An 18,822-nucleotide genomic window follows, 5' to 3' on the forward strand; every position below is an offset into this window, starting at 1 on the left:
GAAAAGGTTTCAACCATTCGCATTATTCTTACGCTTATTTTGAACCTTGACCTTCTTTTTTAAGTAGTTCAACACACTTTCGTAGTTGCTGTTTTCATGGTTACTCAGGCGTAGCAACTTGCCATTCTTGAGCTGGATGGAAAGCCTTTTATACACGCCGTTCTTGCTTTTAACGATTTCCTCGTTCCAGCTAGTGATCTCCGTGATTTTGTGTTTTTTGCGGGAGCCCATGAGGTATTGGTAGGTCAGCTTATCGTTACCTATTGTTAGCCTCAATGCAGAAGTGTAGCCTTTGATGGCAACTACGATTCCAATCACGAGTAGTGTCGGAGCCAGTATCAGTTTCGCCCACAAGTAGGAGGCAGGGTTTTGCACCAGTTCGTAAAACAACCAAGCATCAGCAGCCAGGATTCCGATTAGGAACACACCGATGGATATTAGCAAACTTGACTTGGGTTGGGAAGTGGTCATCTGAATTCAAATTTAATCTTCATTAGGCTACCAAATGCTTAGCAATGTCCTTCTGTGTATTCAATAACATTTTCTGTGAATTTCATACATTCGTTCAACCTCACAAAACCCTTCCGCCTCAAAGAGCGCTTAGATGAGTAGGTTGTACACAAAATCAATTATTATGGTTTTACATATAGTTCTGCTTGATTTAAAAACTTGACCAACAAATGAATGTCCTCAATTTGGTCTAGGGTGAGCGGGACCAGGTGTTCCGACTGGTACTGAAAGAACAGGTCTTCTATGGTTTGCCTGAGTTGATAGGGTGGGACGTGCTCGAAGAGGGTGTGTAGTTCTTTGAGAATATCAGAAGCGTTAGGAGTAGGGCTGGATGAACTTTCCCAATAGTATTGGCTAAGGTTAAATTATCTCCTAAGATAGTATTCAACAAATAACGGATTGAACTAACGGTGTTCTTTCTCCAATTTTATCTTCTAATTATCATAGAGGTGTTTGAAAATACCCTAAATGGGGTATTGATTTTTTTAGAAGTAAGTTCTAATTTGAAACGTAGATTTCGTTGTACTAAACTACTCGATTATGTTCAATTTTTTCGCGCTAAAGAATATTGAAAAATTGTTGAGTACTGAGAGTTTTGAGATGGATAAATTTCACAAAATCAAGCAAAATGCCCGATCATAAGAATTTGGATGACCTATCACATTTAAGTGATAGTGAGCTAAACAAAATGAAGATTGAACTTGAAGTACAAAAGTTATCTCAAGAATTAAAGAGCATTAAAAGTTCTACCAGACGTGGGTGGATAGCTATCATTATTTCCATTATAACAATTGTTTCTGGATTCGTTGGTATCTATCGCTCTTATCATTCCATAAGGACACAAAATGAGCAGATAAGAAAGGCGGAGGAAAGGGAAAGAAAAGCAGAATTAGAGTTTACTTATAATGGAGCTATGAATACAGTTCTCTCATCCAAAAATGGGCGTTTGCTTGGTTTAAAGATGTTACAATATTTTGATCATAATGCATTACCACTTTTAGGCTATTTGCTGGAAGAGACCAATGACACGAATGAAAAAAAATTGATTATTGAAATCATAAAGAAGACATATAGAATACAGAATGATACTATTAAGAAACAGAATATATACTTAACGTTAAGAGATTCCTTCAAGGAAAGCTTTGGGTCTGGTAGCTTCAAAAGCTATTTAGAGTTATTTGATTCTTGGGAGTATGATTCCAAAAGTCAGAAATGCGAAATTGTCTCTCTGGCAGAGACAATGAAAGATGAATGTACTAAACTGATAAGTGAGGATTTAAGTCTACGAATGAAATTTGTTACTGTGCATGTCGATCTAAAAAAATTTATTCATAAACATAATATTTGTGATGGGACGCTTACCGTTACTTCTACTTTGCCTTAGCCTAGGATCAAGGGTCATTAGTCAAGAATTTTCGGATTTTTTGTATTTGAAATTGAAGAGTAGGGACGAAGAACTGGTCTCATACATTGATGAATTCAACGACAGTTTTTCAAATTCAAAAGTTTTTAGATCTTCCTCTTTGGTGCTAAATGTCTTAGAATATGAAGATTATAAAGGCTGGTTTGATAAAAAGGATGGCAAGCTAATACCAAACAAGACAAATTTCAGGGATTACATGAGCGCCCTACAGCTGAGGTATATTGTTATAGGTGAAGTGAGACCCATTAAGAATGAAAAAATCCTTTCTATAAAAGTTTTGGACAATAATGCTGAAGAAATTCAGCCAGACTATTTCAAATATATTTTAACAGGACCGGTACCCAAATTCGGGCTATGGTTGGATAAAATACTTGATGAGATTTCATACTACCAAAGTCAGGAGTTTGAAAGGTTTAAACCTGGTCTATTTGTTTCTGAAATTAATAAAGGTAATCATGAATGTGGCTATCAGCTGAGTGACATGAGAAACTCTGTTGGTGAATTACTTTTTACAAATGACATTATTAAATCAAGTGTCTTTATTGATTTTTTCAACATTAGACATGATCATGTGAAGCAAGATAAAGATGGTTTTCCTGTACGTATTGTCAATAGACTAAGTAGAGAAAATGGTCTGTTGGTAGTTAAAGGAGAGGTGTTCTTGGAGAGGCAATTTGCAACGAATTGTTATTCGGTTTTTTTAAAACGTTTTCACACAAAGGGTCTTAAAGAGAAGGAGAAATCAAACTATATGGATGCTATGGAAAATATTTATAAGGATACCATACAGCCATTTGTAAGCAAAATAATTGTGAATCAATGAACAGCGTCAAAACATTATTAGTAGTCATTTTATTGTCAGCCTTGACTTTGGTTTTACAGGGGCAAATTAGGGTTGCTGTTGATGATATAATCATAGAAAATCCAGCGAAGAACAAAAGCGATTTTTACTATAAAATTCCTGAAATTATTACTTTCAGCTTCATTGAAGAGTCAAATGTAAAGTTAGAAAAAAATTCATTTGTTAGAGATCAAACTTTAAAAGACTCATCAAGGCTCAAACTGATTAATAATGAGTTGAAAGAAGCTGATAGGAGTGCAATTGACTACACTATTCGCGGATCTATTAGATATGTTGGAGAACAAATGGTTTTAGACTTTACAGTAAATGATTCTCGATTAGAAAGAATAAGGAAAAATTCTAATGGGCAGCTGGGGATATTTACTGAGCTCAGCGGAAAAATACGGGAGAAAATTCGAGAGATGAAAATCGAAAAAGCATCTCACATTCGAATAGCATTTATAGCAGATCACTCACCAAAAAAATCAAAACAACTCAGCAAGTTTTTTGTAAGTGATGTGATTCAAAATTTCATAGCTTCAGCTCCTTTAATAGAAAATGTAGTGATTGTGCCATGGGAATATACTAGATCATTATCATTTAAGGCTGACAGCATTAATCTATTAAATGAGGTATCCGCGGATGCCATCATAAGAACAATTTTTGAGACCGATAATGACGGCAAAATCATTATAAATCCAACACTTGAGATTAAATCATTGAATTTACCGGTTGAATTCCCGCCAATAGCCATTGGGGTTCAAGATGGAGATCTTGTTTCGCCTTTACAAAACCTCTATTCAGAAGTTGTTGCATTCAGTATTATTAATGGTAAGTGGAATAAGAAAAATCTCGATATAATTATTGAACATAGAAATGCAAGTTACAACGAGCTTATTACTTTAGGTAGAGATTATTTGGATAAGAATATGCCAGAGATGGCAGGCTATTTTGCCAGCAGAGCCATAAACATCAAAAAGAAGGCCCATGTAGGATTTCTATTGATGGCAAGAATCAAATTAAAAATGGAGCAATATGAAGGGTCCCTTTATGCCTTTAAGCAGGCATTAGATCGTGATAAAGAAATGGGAGAAGATCCTTTTGCGTATGCTATCATGGGTTCCTTATATCAAAAGTTAGGAAACACAAAGGAAGCCATCCGGAACTTAAGAAAATGCCATTTGTTAGACGATGATTTTCAATCTGTAGATTATAACATTAATTATCTTTTGGGCCAAAGCTATAGAAGTATAGAAAACTATGATTCAGCGCTTTTTTTTCTAGAAAAAGCGATCAGAGCTAGCCCAAAAGATGATAAACCCAAATACGAAATGGGACTTGTAGAATTTGATATTGGCAATTACAGCGAAGCGATCAAATTTTTGAAAAAAATTCAAAATGAAGAAGATTTTTCGCAATTGTCAGATATAATCGGAGAGTGCTATTATCAACTTTCAAGGAATAACTTAAAAAACATGAATTACGAAGCATCTTTGACCAATATTGATAGCGCTTTGAACTATAAAATTGATTATTATAACCTAAAGCAGAAAGTCTTAATCAATTACGCTGTGAATGATTTTGATGAAGGTGATGCCATCATAGAACGTAAAATTGATAGGGGACATTTGGAACGTAGGTTTACCTATTTATTAATGGGACTAGAGCTTCGTGGACTATTTGCAGATAATAATGAAGAGGTAAAGCTTGCAACTGGAGCCATACACTGTTTTAAAGAACACTTGAAGTATGATTCATTGAGTATTGATGCTTACTTTTATTTAGGAAACCTTTATAGCGGGATAAACCAGAATGAAACTTCTGTTAGATATTTGGAAAAAGCAATGGCAATGGATACTAATAATGTTGACTATGCTCTTGATCTTGCAGAGGTATATATAAAAACTAGAAGATATAATAAAGTAAACTCGCTTTTGGATCCGATTATTACTCAGTTTGATATCCTGACCAATTCAAGAAATTTTGCATTAAAGTTATATCTAAGTATTGTGGCTGCCAGACTTCAAAATAACATCGATAGTCAGGCAGAAAAAGAACTGTCTCGAATAAGTTCTAAGGGATTAGTCATCCAGGATTGGTCCTTCAAATCCCTTATTGATTGGTTGAAAAATCAACAAGATTCAGAGAATATTAAATATGCTATTGAATTAAGCGAAAATCTTGAAGGTAAAAGGGCAGTTCTGTCAAATGAATAATTGATCAGGGTTTACCCTCTCAAGGCGTAGGGTTGTAGCTACGCCTTCATATGTCTAAACGAAGCATGTGACGAGTTAAATCAGATACCATTACTGCTTTACATAAAGCTCCACTTGGTTCAAAAACTTGACCAACAAATGAATGTCCTCAATTTGGTCTAGGGTGAGCGGGACCGGGTGTTCCGACTGGTACTGAAAGAACAGGTCTTCCACCGTTTGCCTCAGTTGATAGGGTGGGACGTGCTCGAAGAGGGTGTGTAGTTCTTTTAACATGTGTGCTTTTCTTCTTCAAATTCATTGTATTCATTCATAGCTGTTATATTGAGGATTATAATCCTCAAATCTATTCTATTTTCTCAAATAGTTTCACCACCAATGGAGGAAAAACTCAGAGATCGCATAAGCAGTTTACTTATCGAGCTACGAACAGCTAAAGGCTATAGCCAAGAAAAGCTGGCCAACTTGGCTGATGTGGATCGATCATATATCTCACGCATTGAACGTAAGCTCATTGTTCCTACCATTTCTCATCTGATCAAAATTTGTGGACCACTAGATATTTTAGCTAGTGATTTTTTAAAGAGGGTACAGTAAGTACAAAGACTTATTGGATTTTTTAGATTCCTACTTTACATATAGCTCTCCCAACTGGCGCGGAAGTTACTTCCGTGACATTTCCACCCAACCTGGACGTAGAATCGTCTACACCTTTCTATCTATTTGCTTTCAAATGCAGAACAAGTCTAGGGTAAGCGGTACCAGGTGTTCCTACTGATGCTGAAAGAACAGGTCTTCCACCGTTTGCCTCAGTTGTGAGGGTGGGACGTGCTCGAAGAGGGTGTGTAGCTTAGAGTGAGGTTGGTTGAGTGGATGCATATAGAATTAGCATAAGAAAAGTATGTACGATATTCCTTTTTACCTTGTCACAATTATGACAATCCATCAAGTATAATTCTCAAAAAGCGTACGTTTAAAAAGGAGATATAGCTTATTTTTGACGTATCACCAATACTTAGATGACATCCCGTGCGTCACCACATTCCTTCAATCTTTGTCATTCTAATACTTGTAAGCTCATCACTAACGGGTCAGGAGCTGTCTTTATTTGATACGATTTTGCCCAATGAAAAGATAGATCTGGCTTCCAGATTTGGGGAAAGCATCGTCGTTGAAAATGATATTGCTGTTATTGGGATGCCGCACAGCGGGGAATATGGATACAGAGCTGGTCAGGCCTTTGTTTATCAAAGGAAGGATAATGCATGGTCTCGCATAGCGGAATTGAGATCTCCATCTCCACATCTGAATGCTTACTTCGGCAGTGAGGTAGCCATCAGCGGAGATATTATTGTCATAAGCTCACCAAATCAAAATGGGACAGTATCAGGAGAAGGAGCACTCTTTGTGTATGAGAAAATTGGAGTTGAATGGGATCTTCACGATCATATAGCCACACTAACCTCTTCTGAGCCACAGACCAATGCAGGTCTCGGTGAGTCAATTGCTTTCGATGATAATGTAATCATCGCATCCTCTCCTAATTTTGATACATTAAATGTAAAAGACGCTGGGCGCGTACTTGTTTTTGAAAAGCCCATCGGTGGTTGGGGAAACATGAATCAAACCGCAAACCTGTATTCGTCCATTCCAACTTCCTTTGGATCTCAATTTGGGTATGATGTAGAAATCCGTGGTGATACCATTGCTGTTGGTGCCAATTATTCCAATGTGGGTGATGCTATCAATGGCATTGTCTTTCTGTATTACAATAATTCCGGCAGTTCTTGGGAAAGTGGATCAGAAGCAGCCTATTTGAAGGGACAGGAGGGTTTCGACTACCAGTTTGGAAGAGATATTATCCTAACCAAAGATCGACTTTTCATAGCAAGCAGAACCTCTGGAGAAAACTTCAACGGGCCTCCATTTGTGTACGTGTATGGAGGAGAAACTGCGTATAGTCTTTTAGCTTCCTTGTCACCGAGCGATTATATCTTGAATAATTCGCCACCTATGGTCTCCCTGCATTACGATGGAACAAGTATTTACCATGGGGTCAATAATTACAGTCCTGATGGGATGTCAAAGGGAGCTGTCTTTCGCTATGATGAGCCTGCGGCTGGCTGGCAGTCGGCAAATTCTGATGAAACTTATGTTTCCGAAACTGAATTCTTCTCCATCGAAAGTTTTGGATCCGCCCTGGCTGGAAATGAAACCGATCTGTTGATAGGCAATCCTGGCAATGCACGAAATGGTGTCAGCGGTGGTGCTGTCCATGTTGTAGATAAGGCAAGCGCATCTGAGACCTCTCTACTCTCAGAAGTAACCATGAATGCTCACTATCATCGATTTGGATCAAGAATCTCAGTATCAGGAGAGTATGCTTTAGTCTACAAGCACACTTTTTCACCTCATGGTGCTCTGGGTTCAGTAGACGTTCTGAAAAAAGAATCCACCACGTGGACAAGGATAGGGGAAATAGCGCCGGACGAACATACAATTACCTCCTTTGCCTCTGACTTTGATATCCAAGGCACAACTATCGTTATCTCTGCATTGAAAGAAAACAGACAGGGTGTTGTCCGCATATATGAAATTGTTGGAGGAACTATCGATGTTGATCAATATGAGGAACTGGAAGCATCATTTGATGGTGACTTGGAGAATTTCGGAATACACCTCAGCTTGGATGCGTACAGTTTGGTAATCGGCGGATATGAAGTAATCGATCGCCAGAAAGAATCCGCCAAGCTCTTTGTCTTTGAAAAAGAAAATCTTACGTCGACTGCATATGAGCAAAGTGCTATTTTAACTTATGCATTCGAAACTACATTCAATCAGTTTTTCAAAGGAATCCATCACAACAGAGATAGAATTGTATTTACGCTTACGGACGCTGGCTATCCCTCAATTATCAATTTTGAAAAAGAAGGTCCAAGTTGGGAAAATGCCTCTATCCGGATAATCGCTAATCCGGAATCATCGCTCTCCGAAACAAACTACAACAGGTTTGGAACCACAGGTCACCTAAACGACAACCTGTTTATTACACATGATGCATGGGGAACGAATCACCTTTACACATTTGATTTGGAGCCCGAGCAAGTAGAGGCACCCCTGAGCGTTTCCTCGACTTCACAAAGTTTCGGCACTAACTTCAGGGGATCTGGTTCATTGGGACTATCAGGAAACGCAATCGGATCACTTAACCCCATCAGCGATCAAGCCATCGCTTTCGGTATTCAAGAAGACGGTTCTCTTGATTCTTTGTTTGCCGTAAACAACCCCGGAACCGATACAGCATCTAATTTTGGAAGAGCGTTTGACCTTTATGGCACCAATGTTTTAATCAGCGCTCAGAGCGAAGATAACGACAATGGGTATTTTGCAGGAGCTATCTATGCGTACGCAACCAATCAACCATATGTCACTGAGGCTACTTCTGGCCAGTCCGGCCTCTTTGGGCCAGGCGAAAACATCCAAATGATGCTCACATTTAATGAACCTGTTGACGTAGTTGGCTTTCCATTTTTTAACCTGAATCTGGAAGAAGGCGAGGAAGGCATTGCTGTATATCAATCGGGTACAGGAACAGACCAATTAATTTTCAATTACTCAATCACGGGTGGCGATAACTCACTGATCCTTGATTACCTAGAACACGACTTAAAGATGCCCGCTGGGGCAAGCATACGCTCAGTAGGATCTGGCGAACAGGTCAACCTGGTTTTACCGCCTGTCGGTTCAGGTAAAAGCATTTCTGGCTCTACCATCATCACCGTAGAAGCAAGCGTACCAAAAGTGACCTTCAATAACACCAAAACTCAATTCAACGGAGCCTTTGATCTGCCGGTATCTTTTAATAAAGAAGTAACAGGGTTTGAAGTAGCTGACTTGGTAACAACCAATGCGATCGTACATGAAATCACCGGCTCAGGAGCTTCTTACATCTTGAATGTTGAGCCGTTACAACCAGGGGTTTTCAGTCTTTATCTTGCCGAAGGCGCTGTGAGTGATCAATATGATCAAATGAATGATCAGTCTGAGGAATTGCAGTTGGTCTTTGAGACCATCGCTCCAGAATACATCATAGCCACCAATTCATTTCCTTCTGCATCCAATATTGTTGAGGTTACATTTCAGAGTACGGAAGAGGCCAGTGTGTTGACAGATGGACTAGAATTGGATAACCTATTCGTGATAAGCTACACACAGCAATCAACGTCTCATACCATCAAGTTCTTAATCCAGGAACGAACTAAAACCGCGTCATGTACACTTAGCTCTGGAAGTTTGGTTGATGAGGCCGGGAATTTCAATACGCAATCCCATACACTTACTTTTTTTTCAGACACAGAACCTCCAGTAATTTCGGTTCCAAACCCTCCTATATATTTAAAAAGTGTCGAAAATGTGCTGCCGATTTCTTTGAATGAGGAGATAGGCTTATTGGTATTTAGCAAGATTGAAGTAAACAATGCAGACTATGCACTTGCCGAGACGAGTAGTTCGAGGGAGTATCAGCTCTTGCTCACCCCTACAGGATCCAGCTTAATAACCGTGACCTTTCTGGAAGGTACGTTCTTTGATCTTTCAGGGAATCCAAGTACCCAAACACAGTATCAATTTTTGTACGATAATGATCCGCCAGAAGTATCCTATATACTAAATGAAGTGGGAGTTGACTATGTAAAAGTATTTATGAAAATCACCGAGCCTGTGAATGAAATTAGCACAAGTGACTTTACAACAGAGGGAATTGACTCACTCGGACTGAAAAAGTATGTTGACGGAAATTACCTGTTGTATATTAGACCGGATCAAACTTCTAACGTGACATTGTCTTTGAAGCCCGAACAGATCTTTGATGTAGCGGGTAATTTCATGGTCTTCTCCGAATTTAATCATGTCGTTACCAGCATAGGGCATGAGTCGGCTGCCTATGATCTTCGTTGGAATGATTTGAATAACGAGTTAAGCGTACATCTTTCCAGGCCGTCAAGAATTGCAACGCTCTCTATTTATGATACCATGGGAAAGCGGCTGTATCATTCATCCACATTCTCTAGGTCTAAGGCTCTTACTTTAAACGAGCTTCCCAGCATATTTATGGTAGTGCTAAGTGTTGATGGATCTGTCTACTCTTCCAAACTTTCAAATAAATGAAGAGGCATTTATCAACCATACAACTCATTTGGCTCGGAGTGTTATTCGTATGGCTGCCTTCCTGTACGTTTGAGAGTGATGAAGAATTTTTCATCGAAGTAGATCAATCAGAAATTGTGACTCCTTCGATCGACTTTATCAATAGCCCAGACACGATCTACATGAGGGGGCAGGTGATCATTGACATAAATATATCTCAAGGTGTAGATATAGTCGAATACAAAGTATTCATTGGCAGTCAGGAAGTGGATAATGGAAATTCTCACACTGGACGTGCATTCATAGATAGCAGGCAGTTTGGCGATGGACACTACCCAATCGTGCTTCAAGTAGCTACCAAAACCAACACTGGCAGTATTGGAGATCAGCTGGGTTTGGAAGCATTAATCACAGAAACTAAAAAAGTATGCCTGATTGACAATGCACCCATCACCGCTCAAGTCACAGGATTTGAAAATGTAGATGGCGCCCTAACATTTAGCTGGGATGCATATAAAAGTTTGAAATTTGAAGAATACGAAGTTGTTTTTGGATTTCCGTATCAGTCTTTCAATCAAACGATTACTTCTCCCGAACAAACCTCTGTTACCATTCCTGATTACATCGGTGGAGATATCAGTGCAAGTTTTTACCTAAGGGCAAAAGGAGAGGAGGCCAGCGCTTCAGCTAACTTCTCCGACGTTCATGGAGTGGCAATTGAATTGAATGGAGAAGAACCCCAACTGAGTATCTTACCCAACACCTACAGTTCATTTGATCGGTATGAGCTGGTACACAACAACTCCCTTGAAGATCCTTTGACCCCCGCTATGTATCCAATCGAAAACCGACTGTACGACTCAGAGCAGATTTCAATCCAATACACTTATCCTATCAACTACAATTTTGACGTCTATGCCGTTTCTCAATCCGATGTACGAACCTATCTAGGTGGAGCCAATTTCAATGATGAGAAATATTTGCTTTCGTTCGACGAAGATCTCCGATATTATTTCTTTGAACATACAGTCTTGCATCTCAAAGTACGAGAGACAGCAGAGATCGATCAAGCCATACTCTACGATATAGCTACCGGTGAGCAGGTAGCGGAGTTATCAGGTGAGATTGCGTTGTCCCCTAATGGAAATCAATTATTTGAATATAAAGATGGAATCATCATCAAATACAATCCTGCAACCCTGGAAGGTGTAGATGCCTTTGAGCTCGCTCCACTTTTGAGTATGGAAGGCGAGTTTCGACGTTTGTATGTCTCCAATGAAGGGAAGCTCCTGTTTTATAATTTCCTAAGCCATGATCCCTTTGGGCAACGAACCTACTATCGCAGTTACTTCTTGGATGCCAACACGAAGAGTTTTGAGAGAACCTGGAATCACTCATCTACAACTTTCCCTACGCGAAGATCTAGCTTACTCAGTCCAAATGGCTTTTTGGTTGATTCTGACCTGTTCTTTATAAGTTATTTTCCGTACAGCCAGAGCGATTTTCCAGACATCTACAGTAGTGTATCCACTTCACAAGATGATTTATCTGGGGTGCCTCGAAAGGTGGCTCCATTGCATACAAGTGACTCTTACCTGCTAGCAGGAGGCAGTAATATTACAAAACTGGATTATGTTAATCATGCTGTTCAGCAAACGCTGAGATTGGATGGCCAGATTCTTGAGATATTCTCCAATTTTGATGACCTGTGCAGTGTAATACTCGAAGATAATTCTGAGTATTTCCTGGTGATCATATCGACTGATATTTTGGAAGAAGTTGATCGCATCTCACTTAACCCGAGCATTCTGAGTGGAGAAAAATATATGACCAATAATCAAGTGTTTTTTGAAGCCCGTAACATAAATGTGTATGACCTTGAAGTCAATCGTTAAAATACTGCTCATGCTAACCTGTGTCGGTATAGGGCATGTAGGGTGGTCGCAAAGCAATGTGCTTCACATTGAGCCCACACTGTCCTTCAATTCAGTAACAATGGATGACATGAAGGTTATATTGTCTGCTACGCAAGATGAGATTCCCATTGAGCTCCAAACGATAGACAATTTTCCAACATACTGGGGGTTTGGCATAGAGGTCGTAGGCAACGAGGAAGATCGATTTTCTTTCGGGGGTATACTGCACTACAATTCAAGTGGTGCTCGCATAAGCTCCGCGGACTACTCTGGTTCCATTAATTACGATATTTTGGTCAATAGAGTCGTTCTGGGTCCGACCTTCCGCTTCATGGAACCCATCGGTGATCGATATGCGATGGGCGTCAGTGGAAGCATATTGGGCTCCTTCTCCAATTTAAATTTCCAATATAGATTGAGCATTCTTGGTCAGAATGAAAGCTCATTGAATCGATTCTCCTCTTTTAGTGGCCAGATACGCTTAAACTGGGTTAATCGCTATCAGGTCACCCCAGGTTTTTATTTCATAGGTCAGTTAGGCTATGAGTTTGATGCAATTTCCACTAAGCTGAAGTTCAAAACCGATCGCAATGCCTGGCTCTTGAAGCCGGGTGGAGGCAATGCCAGACTTGATTGGTCTGGTGTAAGGCTACAGCTAGGCATTGGCATAACCTTCGATCTGGAGCCTTCAGAGTAGCTAGGGGCGGTGGTCTTTCGTAGTTATAAGATCCACTCAAATATCAACTGGCGCGGAAGTTACTTCCGTGACATTCCACCCAGTGGACGTAGAATCGTCTAAACCTTTCTATCTATTATTCAGCACGCCAATGTTACCGTCATCACGAGTGAAACGACGTGATCTCATGATTGCGGTGAACTACTAGGTATTGAGATTGCTATGAGATTGCTTCGGTCGTTCCTCCCTCGCAAAGACGTGCTGCAATTTGCTAGGCTAGGAGAGAAGTATTTATCCCGCAATGAGTCATGCGGCAAGCACAATCATTAGCTTTGCCTGCCCATGAACGAAGAAGAAAGAATAGCCAGCATTAATAAAGTCATCTCCAGCTACTTTGAGAAGAATAAGACGGAAAACAGCATTGCTGTTAAGGAACTAATGCCGTACTTCATTGAGGCGGGGGTATTTGCGAAGGATCAGAAGAAGGGCCTACCCATTAGAAAGGTGCTCCGCGCTTTGGATGATCAAGATGCCCTGGACAAGATTCCGTTGGTGCACCCGGAGCGAAAGGATAAAAACACGCATTGGTATTTTGTGAGAGAAGGGAGTACGTACGTTTCTGACGCACCCAATGATACAGGCGTCACCAAGTCTCAAAAAAGAAGAGCTGCTGTTATTAACAGTGATCAATACTACGTCGTGAACCTGTGCGATGAACTACTGCAGGAGCGGGCTTCCAGACACCACAGATTTAGCTTCTTGCTTGGCGACTACCACAAGGATGGCACGACCAGAAGTGTTTTACCAGTAGATGCCTATTACCAGAAGCATAACCTGGTTATTGAGTACATGGAAAGTTATCATATGGAACCTGTGGATACAGACAAATGGGAAAAGAGGACAATCAGCGGGGTAGGCTTGTCGGAACAACGGAAAATATATGCCGAGCGCAGAAGAAGCGGCCTTAAGTCCAATGAGATTAACATATTGGAGATTCCATATTCATCTTTTGAATGCACCAGTGAAAAGCGGTTGATAAGAGATCAGGAGAAGGATTTGGATGTTTTGAGAGTCTTGTTAAAGGATCATTTGTAGGAAGGATTCCTACTTCTTTTATTTGAACTCCTCTGGTTTAAACCAGTGAATCTGACCGAACCCGCCAATGTAGCGGATGGAAACAGGAGCCAAGCGATAAAACGAAAAATCATGGGTAGCATCGTACGATCTGGCGTTAGGAAACTGTGCATAGTAGCGTTCTATCACCTCTTTTTCCTCAGAAAGAACCTCCTTCATGTGACCAACCAGGCATATTCTCCCGTTTGCTTGCACGTCTTCACCATCCATCACGATCGTGAGTGAGCAACGATTGTCTGCCTTGATGTTCTTGGTGTGCTCCGCGATAGTGGAGATGAGAATGACAGGCCATCCGGCATTGTCCAGGCAATAGGGGACCACAGAACCAAAAGGAAACCCATCCAACTTTACGGAGAGCGTAGAAAGCACTCCGTCCTGTTTGGATTTGATCAAGGCTGTTGCGTTATCAATGGCTTCTTTTTTCATAGCGTTTTGCTGATTTGAGCAGGTGAAGATATGCAAACCTGCTAGAGAGTATTTCGAAGTTGCGATTGCTTCAGTCCTTCCTACTTGCAATGACTTGTGAAGTATTTAGTTTTCAATAGGTCATGCAGCATATAATCATGAAAAGGTGAATTTGAAGTGCTATTTCTAGCAGTCAAATAAAATGACTACCTTTGCATCACCCAAGAGTTTTGGGCACAATAATAAAGTAAGTGCACTCCCTAGGAGTGAGTAGTATCCGTTCAGTTAGTATTTCCTCAAAGATTTCTCTCCAACGTTTCCGGTAGTCAGTTTTTTAACAGACTAATACCCCGCATCATTTCCTTCCTTATTGAAGTAAATTTTATGTAATTTCTATTTTTATTAAAAAATTATCATTTCCAAAATCAGTAAGCTCTGGTTTTTCCGCTACACTTAATTTTCGTGTCTCGGAATATTTCAAAAGCAATCAAATAAGCACTTGCTGCAATAGTCGAACGGTTTTTAAAGCCGTCTTTATTGCAAAGTCAAGCGCTCAAGAATTTGGTCTGCCGTACTACTCAAATGGCTCTTTCGTTTCGGTCATTTTCAAATACTTTAACATGCTCCGCAGCATGGGGCGAGCGGAATTGCAAGCAATTCCTTCCAATCAATAAATATCACAATGAATTATAATAATAAACGTCGGACGAGACCGTCCGCAAAGCGACCAGCATCTCAGCTAAACCCTGAATTGCTTGTCAAAAAATCAAAGGCTATAACGGCCGAACCATATGTGTCAGCAAGAAATTTTGATCAACTAAACCTACATAGGGATCTAAGTAAAAACATTGCCTTCAAAGGCTATCAATCACCTTCTGAAATCCAAGATAAGTGCATAGATCAGCTGATAGATGGCAAAAACCTGGTAGGTATTGCGGCGACAGGTACTGGTAAAACAGGTGCATTTCTTATACCAATCGTGCAGCAAATGCTCACCTCTGATAACGTATCAGGATTGGTGGTAGTACCCACACGGGAATTGGCCCAACAAGTACAAGCTGAATACAGGTCCTTGACTAAAGGTACACGACTCAACTCTGCGTGTTTTATCGGAGGGACAAGTGTCGGCAAAGACATGTCTATGGCACGGAGGAAATTGGATTTGATCGTTGGTACGCCAGGAAGGCTAGCCGACCTGATTGATCGAAGAGCATTGAAGATTGATTCCACACCCATTTTGGTTTTGGATGAGTTTGATCGTATGCTCGACATGGGCTTTGTAAAAGCTATTCAGAAGCTTGTTTCTGGTATGCACAACCGAAAGCAGACCATGCTTTTTTCCGCAACGCTAGACTCGTCACAGGAAAAATTGATCAAGCAGATTACCGAGACAGCCATCCGTGTGAATGTATCCGGAGGCACTCAATCAAGTGATAATGTGGATCAGAACATAATTCGAGTGAAACACAATGAAAACAAATTTGATGTTTTATTTGACCTAGTAAATGAGTCTGCTTTTGAAAAGGTGCTACTGTTTGCCGAAACGAAACGTGGTGTTGACAAGCTCAGCAAGCAATTGAAAAATTCGGGTATTAAGTCAGACGTAATTCATGGAGACAAGTCTCAAAATTATCGTTCACGAGCCATCGAATTATTTAAATCAGGTAGAACAAAAATATTGGTAGCGACGGATGTGGCTGCCAGAGGCATTGACATCAAAGGGGTTACACATGTTATCAACTATCAATTGCCTCAAACCATGGATAGCTATATCCATCGAATAGGTAGGACCGGCCGTGCAGAAGCAACTGGAGTAGCCTACACATTCGTCAACTAATAACTAAAACATTTTAATACATATATTTAATACTTATAATTATGCAAGAAGGAACAGTAAAGTTTTTTAACTCAGAAAAAGGATTCGGATTTATTACACCAGCTAATTCAAACAAAGACGTATTTGTCCACAACAGTGGCCTCATCCATGAAATCATGGAAAATGACAAGGTTTCATTTGAAACTGAGCAGGGTCAAAAAGGACTCAATGCGATCAATGTTGAGCGCATCGACTAATCATTCATATCAATACAAATAACAATACAATGCAAGAAGGAACAGTAAAATTTTTCAATACAGAAAAGGGATTCGGATTTATCAAACCTGATAATTCGAACGAAGATTTATTCGTACACGTCAATGGACTGATCGATGAGATCAAGGAAAACGACAAAGTACAATATGAGACTGAACAAGGCAAAAAAGGCTTAAATGCTGTCAATGTAGAAGTCGTGAAATAAGCATCATACAATCACACAAAAAAAGGTGAACATGTACGTTCACCTTTTTTGTTTTTACAGGGTTCAGAATGATGTGTTATCACTTACCCCTTGCATATAGGATCATTACTTAAACTTCACTTTTATGTCGTTTAGAGGCACATAGTAGATGTCAGCAGCTTTCCTTGCGGGCTCACCGAAACCTGCTCTTGTAAAATATAGATTCCCATCGGGCCCGACCTTCGCACTGTATTCATACCATTCAGTATTTACCGGCTGACCAATGTTTTTCGAAACGGTCCATGCCCCCTGTTGCTTGAAGGAGACATAAATATCTCCACCTCCATAGCCATCTTCCCTTCCTGTAGGCGTGTAAATTAGGAAGCGTTCTTCAGGATCTATGTATGGGTGTGAGTCTGGTCCTTCGTTGTTAATTTCTGATCCAAGCATGACTGGCGCTTGGTCACCTTTTTCGCTAAAATATATATCCGTTTCTCTGGATCCGAATCTGACAAAATAAAGATTACCGTTCTTAGTGACTGTTGGATGTCCTTCTGTCTCTCCAGGCAGGTTGATCGTTTCACCCATCCATACTGGTTCACTCCAGCCTCCATCGTTCTTCTTTTCTGAATACCAGAGGTCCATTCGACGCGTTGGTGTGGAACTATCCGAGTTAATCGGGCGATTGGAAGAAAAATACATGATGTTGCCATCTGGCGAAAAGGAGGGAGCCCGGTCTTGAAACTCGGACGTTGAAAAAGGTGCTGCAATCGGATTAGTCCACTTTCCGTTTACTTTTTTCGTCAAATAAATACGGTAGCCCTTATATGTAAGATTAGCGCCTCTTCTATTAAACGCAATCAGCGTACCATCAGGAGAAAAGCTGAGATACTCATCCCAGGTGTCTGGAAGTGAAATAAGACCCGGCTCAAATACTTTAGCTTCAATTACATCACTTTGAGCCATAAGACTTAAGGTGCTGACAATCAATAATATGTAAGTAATTGGTTTTTTCATTATTTCCTTTTATTGTGATTTGAATTTTCATTCCAAAAAAGTCCAATGCCGGGCATAAATAATATTAATCTTATAGGATTTAAAGTCTAATCGCTCTTAAATTCATTAGTCTATCGGTTTATGGATGATATTTGAACCATGGTCAAAATAGATGTGCTAACCTTGCTGTCCATTTTAGGCACCTTTCAAGGGCTTGTTTTCGCGGCTATCTTTTGGCACAAAAAGAACAGCCTGTCCAATCGCATTTTCGCCATATTTCTACTTTTCACAAGTATCAGGGTTGGTAAAAACATCCTTGTCCATCTTTACATCCTGAATCGCGAATTGTTTCCTAACTGGGAGGAGTTTTGGCTGCAATGGATATTCGTAGGACTGTCCCACCAGTTTGCCATTGGTCCGCTTTTGTTCCTTTACTTCAAATCAAAGCTCTCTGACGGTTTTAAATGGCATCAGAAGTATGTATGGCACTTTGTGCCGTATGTTGGCTTCTCTATCGCAAGTTTCTACGTCACCAGAAGCTTCTGGTACAATTACGGAGGACTATGGGCTTCATACGTCTCCATTCTTTTTTACTACCTCTGGACGGTAAGGCTGTATAGCTTAGGCCGCACGGATTGTGAACACGGTACTAAAACATGGTTGCGCGGATTGCTGATTGTTATCGCATTGTTGCTGATCATGTACTCTCCAACAATTTTCAGGTATACAGGCTACGTCGGGAGCGGCTCATTGTTCACCATAGCCATCTTCACTGTGGGCGTATTTATGCTGCGTGACAAAGGGAAGATCTCATTCTTTCATAGGAAATATCAGAAATCGGGATTGAATGAAAAGAAAGTTCGTGAAATCCGCAATTCACTGGAGGAGCTGATGAAAGAGCAACACCCATACACCCACACCGAACTGACCATCAGGGATGTGTCAGCATTAATCACTGTGCACACGCATGAGCTATCAAGAGTTATTAACCAGGAATTCAAGATGAGCTTCACAGACTATATCAATTCCTACCGACTGAAGGAGGCTGCCAGTCGACTTTCGAATCCAAGAGACAATCACCTTAAGATCTCGGCAATTTCCTACGAAAGCGGTTTCAATTCCGTTCCTACATTCAATACGCTTTTTAAAAAGGTACACAAGATGACACCATCCGAATTCAGGAGGAATCAGTCTTAATGACTACTTAAAGATTACTTTTTTATGATGGGATGCGTTATCTGTCAAAGATTATTTAGATAGCATTTATAACTTTATATTTTATTCATC

General features: G+C 40.2%; 15 protein-coding genes. 12 read left to right on the top strand and 3 right to left on the bottom strand.

The window, feature by feature from the left end; genetic code table 11:
- Positions 1 to 9: 9 nt before the first annotated feature.
- The gene (locus ABJF57_RS05820) at positions 10 to 471 is read right to left on the bottom strand and encodes a hypothetical protein (protein ID WP_462233307.1); all 462 of its coding nucleotides are present in this window, start codon (positions 469 to 471) and stop codon (positions 10 to 12) included.
- Positions 472 to 1,138: 667 nt separating this feature from the next.
- Between ABJF57_RS05820 and ABJF57_RS05825 the strand changes: the two genes are divergently transcribed.
- The 8 genes from ABJF57_RS05825 to ABJF57_RS05860 all read left to right on the top strand — a co-directional run bounded on the left by ABJF57_RS05825 (position 1,139) and on the right by ABJF57_RS05860 (position 13,819).
- Positions 1,139 to 1,894 (top strand): hypothetical protein, encoded by a 756-nt coding sequence (locus tag ABJF57_RS05825; RefSeq protein WP_462233309.1) that lies wholly within the window; start codon positions 1,139 to 1,141, stop codon positions 1,892 to 1,894.
- A complete protein-coding gene (locus ABJF57_RS05830) occupies positions 1,860 to 2,756 on the top strand; it encodes a hypothetical protein (protein WP_462236047.1) in 897 nt (298 codons plus the stop codon). The genes ABJF57_RS05825 and ABJF57_RS05830 overlap by 35 nt, the downstream gene beginning before the upstream one ends.
- Positions 2,753 to 4,990 carry a tetratricopeptide repeat protein gene (locus tag ABJF57_RS05835; protein ID WP_462233312.1) on the top strand — a complete coding sequence of 746 codons (2,238 nt, stop codon included), beginning with the start codon at positions 2,753 to 2,755 and terminating at the stop codon, positions 4,988 to 4,990. The genes ABJF57_RS05830 and ABJF57_RS05835 overlap by 4 nt, the downstream gene beginning before the upstream one ends.
- 375 nt (positions 4,991 to 5,365) lie before the next feature.
- Positions 5,366 to 5,584: a helix-turn-helix domain-containing protein gene (locus ABJF57_RS05840; protein ID WP_462233314.1), complete on the top strand. Its 219-nt coding sequence runs from the start codon at positions 5,366 to 5,368 to the stop codon at positions 5,582 to 5,584.
- Positions 5,585 to 6,016: 432 nt separating this feature from the next.
- A complete protein-coding gene (locus ABJF57_RS05845; protein ID WP_462233316.1) occupies positions 6,017 to 10,153 on the top strand; it encodes an FG-GAP repeat protein in 4,137 nt (1,378 codons plus the stop codon).
- Positions 10,150 to 12,027, top strand: a complete 1,878-nt coding sequence (locus ABJF57_RS05850) for a hypothetical protein (protein WP_462233317.1) — start codon at positions 10,150 to 10,152, stop codon at positions 12,025 to 12,027. Before ABJF57_RS05845 ends, ABJF57_RS05850 begins: the two co-directional genes overlap by 4 nt.
- Positions 12,028 to 12,037: 10 nt before the next feature.
- Positions 12,038 to 12,745, top strand: coding sequence for a hypothetical protein (locus tag ABJF57_RS05855; RefSeq protein WP_462233319.1), 708 nt, complete (start codon positions 12,038 to 12,040; stop codon positions 12,743 to 12,745).
- A 321-nt stretch (positions 12,746 to 13,066) separates the two neighbouring features.
- On the top strand, positions 13,067 to 13,819 hold the full coding sequence (locus ABJF57_RS05860) for a hypothetical protein (RefSeq protein WP_462233321.1): 753 nt from the start codon (positions 13,067 to 13,069) through the stop codon (positions 13,817 to 13,819).
- Positions 13,820 to 13,837: 18 nt separating this feature from the next.
- Here the strand turns inward: ABJF57_RS05860 and ABJF57_RS05865 are convergent, their stop codons facing one another.
- Positions 13,838 to 14,284: a HugZ family pyridoxamine 5'-phosphate oxidase gene (locus tag ABJF57_RS05865; RefSeq protein ID WP_462233323.1), complete on the bottom strand. Its 447-nt coding sequence runs from the start codon at positions 14,282 to 14,284 to the stop codon at positions 13,838 to 13,840.
- 661 nt (positions 14,285 to 14,945) lie between these two features.
- On the opposite strand from ABJF57_RS05865, the gene ABJF57_RS05870 reads away from it, so the two are divergent.
- Genes ABJF57_RS05870 through ABJF57_RS05880 form a run of 3 tightly spaced genes read left to right on the top strand, consistent with a single transcriptional unit; the run spans position 14,946 to position 16,560 of the window.
- Complete coding sequence (locus ABJF57_RS05870) at positions 14,946 to 16,100, top strand: DEAD/DEAH box helicase (RefSeq protein WP_462233325.1); 1,155 nt, start codon at positions 14,946 to 14,948, stop codon at positions 16,098 to 16,100.
- A gap of 41 nt (positions 16,101 to 16,141) precedes the next feature.
- Entirely contained in the window at positions 16,142 to 16,336 is a 195-nt protein-coding gene (locus ABJF57_RS05875) for a cold-shock protein (protein ID WP_462233327.1), read from the top strand.
- Positions 16,337 to 16,365: 29 nt separating this feature from the next.
- The gene (locus tag ABJF57_RS05880) at positions 16,366 to 16,560 is read left to right on the top strand and encodes a cold-shock protein (RefSeq protein ID WP_462233329.1); all 195 of its coding nucleotides are present in this window, start codon (positions 16,366 to 16,368) and stop codon (positions 16,558 to 16,560) included.
- A gap of 105 nt (positions 16,561 to 16,665) precedes the next feature.
- Here the strand turns inward: ABJF57_RS05880 and ABJF57_RS05885 are convergent, their stop codons facing one another.
- Entirely contained in the window at positions 16,666 to 17,556 is an 891-nt protein-coding gene (locus ABJF57_RS05885) for a TolB family protein (protein WP_462233331.1), read from the bottom strand.
- A gap of 138 nt (positions 17,557 to 17,694) precedes the next feature.
- Between ABJF57_RS05885 and ABJF57_RS05890 the strand changes: the two genes are divergently transcribed.
- The gene (locus ABJF57_RS05890; protein ID WP_462233332.1) at positions 17,695 to 18,732 is read left to right on the top strand and encodes a helix-turn-helix domain-containing protein; all 1,038 of its coding nucleotides are present in this window, start codon (positions 17,695 to 17,697) and stop codon (positions 18,730 to 18,732) included.
- Positions 18,733 to 18,822: the final 90 nt, after the last annotated feature.

The organism is Ekhidna sp. (assembly GCF_039940915.1).
Classification (GTDB): Bacteria; Bacteroidota; Bacteroidia; order Cytophagales; family Cyclobacteriaceae; genus Ekhidna.

What these genes read in the sequence shown, in the direction of transcription:
- ABJF57_RS05820 (WP_462233307.1), bottom strand. Translation starts at nt 471, where the DNA reads ATGACCACTTCCCAACCCAAGTCAAGTTTGCTAATATCCATCGGTGTG.
- ABJF57_RS05825 (WP_462233309.1), top strand. Translation starts at nt 1,139, where the DNA reads ATGCCCGATCATAAGAATTTGGATGACCTATCACATTTAAGTGATAGT.
- ABJF57_RS05830 (WP_462236047.1), top strand. Translation starts at nt 1,860, where the DNA reads ATGGGACGCTTACCGTTACTTCTACTTTGCCTTAGCCTAGGATCAAGG.
- ABJF57_RS05835 (WP_462233312.1), top strand. Translation starts at nt 2,753, where the DNA reads ATGAACAGCGTCAAAACATTATTAGTAGTCATTTTATTGTCAGCCTTG.
- ABJF57_RS05840 (WP_462233314.1), top strand. Translation starts at nt 5,366, where the DNA reads ATGGAGGAAAAACTCAGAGATCGCATAAGCAGTTTACTTATCGAGCTA.
- ABJF57_RS05850 (WP_462233317.1), top strand. Translation starts at nt 10,150, where the DNA reads ATGAAGAGGCATTTATCAACCATACAACTCATTTGGCTCGGAGTGTTA.
- ABJF57_RS05855 (WP_462233319.1), top strand. Translation starts at nt 12,038, where the DNA reads ATGCTAACCTGTGTCGGTATAGGGCATGTAGGGTGGTCGCAAAGCAAT.
- ABJF57_RS05860 (WP_462233321.1), top strand. Translation starts at nt 13,067, where the DNA reads ATGAACGAAGAAGAAAGAATAGCCAGCATTAATAAAGTCATCTCCAGC.
- ABJF57_RS05865 (WP_462233323.1), bottom strand. Translation starts at nt 14,284, where the DNA reads ATGAAAAAAGAAGCCATTGATAACGCAACAGCCTTGATCAAATCCAAA.
- ABJF57_RS05870 (WP_462233325.1), top strand. Translation starts at nt 14,946, where the DNA reads ATGAATTATAATAATAAACGTCGGACGAGACCGTCCGCAAAGCGACCA.
- ABJF57_RS05875 (WP_462233327.1), top strand. Translation starts at nt 16,142, where the DNA reads ATGCAAGAAGGAACAGTAAAGTTTTTTAACTCAGAAAAAGGATTCGGA.
- ABJF57_RS05880 (WP_462233329.1), top strand. Translation starts at nt 16,366, where the DNA reads ATGCAAGAAGGAACAGTAAAATTTTTCAATACAGAAAAGGGATTCGGA.
- ABJF57_RS05885 (WP_462233331.1), bottom strand. Translation starts at nt 17,556, where the DNA reads ATGAAAAAACCAATTACTTACATATTATTGATTGTCAGCACCTTAAGT.
- ABJF57_RS05890 (WP_462233332.1), top strand. Translation starts at nt 17,695, where the DNA reads ATGGTCAAAATAGATGTGCTAACCTTGCTGTCCATTTTAGGCACCTTT.